Source organism: Streptomyces sp. ALB3 (genome assembly GCF_044385685.1).
In the GTDB taxonomy this organism is placed as follows: Bacteria; Actinomycetota; Actinomycetes; order Streptomycetales; family Streptomycetaceae; genus Streptomyces.
Genome location: NZ_JBISCE010000049.1, coordinates 1 through 1159, shown reverse-complemented (window position 1 = coordinate 1159; position 1159 = coordinate 1). Strand labels below are relative to the sequence as shown.

General features: G+C 71.4%; 1 protein-coding gene. It reads right to left on the bottom strand.

Going from position 1 to position 1159, the window contains the following annotated elements:
- Positions 1–1159: beta-ketoacyl reductase (locus tag ACHFIV_RS33155; RefSeq protein WP_398976645.1), on the bottom strand; the 1159-nt coding region annotated here is incomplete at both ends.

The following is a 1159-nucleotide window of genomic DNA, read 5'->3' as shown; positions in this document are numbered from 1 at the left end:
TGCGGTGCCGGTGGTGAGGTGCCCCTCCAGGTTCTCGGCGGACGCAGCGGCATACGCCGCGAAGTCGTGGTACATGAGCCCGGCGAAGACGCCTGTGTCGCTGCCACGCAGGGTGGAAGGATCGATGTCGGCCGACTCCACCGCTTCCCAGGAGGCCTCCAGGAGCAGACGCTGCTGCGGATCCATCGCCACCGCCTCGCGCGGTGAGATACCGAAGAACTCGGCGTCGAACTGCGTGGCGTCGTGCAGGAACCCGCCCTCGCGGGTGTACGACGTGCCGGGCCTGTCCGGGTCGGGGTCGAACAGCTCCTCCACTGCCCAGCCCCGGTCGGCCGGGAGCCCCGTGACGGCGTCCCCTCCGGTCGAGAGCAGCCGCCACAGGTCCTCCGGCCCGGCCACTCCGCCCGGGAAGCGGCAGCTCATGCCGATGATCGCGATCGGGTCGTCCGTCGTGGGGCCGGTCTTCCCGGTGGCCCTGGCCTGTTCACTGTGTGTGCCGAGGGCCTCCGCCCGGACGAAGCCGGCCAGGGCCGCGGGGGTCGGGTAGTCGAAGACCAGAGTCGCCGGCAGTCGAAGGCCTGTGACGGCGTTGAGCCGGTTGCGCAGATCGACGGCGGTCAGCGAGTCGAATCCGAGATCGGTGAAGACCTCCCGGGGCTTGATCGCTTCACCCGAGCTGTGGCCCAGGGTCGAGGCGACCTCGTTGCGCACCAGCTCCAGGACGTGCGTCTCCTGGGCGGCCGGGTCGAGGCTGACGAGGGTGCGCGCGAAGGACCGGGACCGGTCAGCCCCGGGGTCGGCGTGACGCCGGTTCGGCAACCGGACCAGACCTCGCAGCATCGGAGGCGTCTCCTCCGGGCGGGTCCGCAGGGTGGCCGTATCCACCCGGATGGGCACCAGCGCGGCTTCGTGGGGCAACGCTGCTGCGGCATCGAAGAGTTCGAGTCCCTGTTCCGTGGACAACGGCAGCAGGCCGCCCCTGGCCATCCTCCGCAGATCGTCCGCTCCGAGCTGCCCGGTCATCCCGCTCGCCTCGGCCCACAAGCCCCAGGCGAGCGACTGCCCCGCGAGTCCTTCTGCCCGCCGGGCCTCGGCCAGGGCGTCCAGGAACGCGTTCGCCGCCGCGTAGTTCGCCTGGCCCGCACCACCGAACACACCG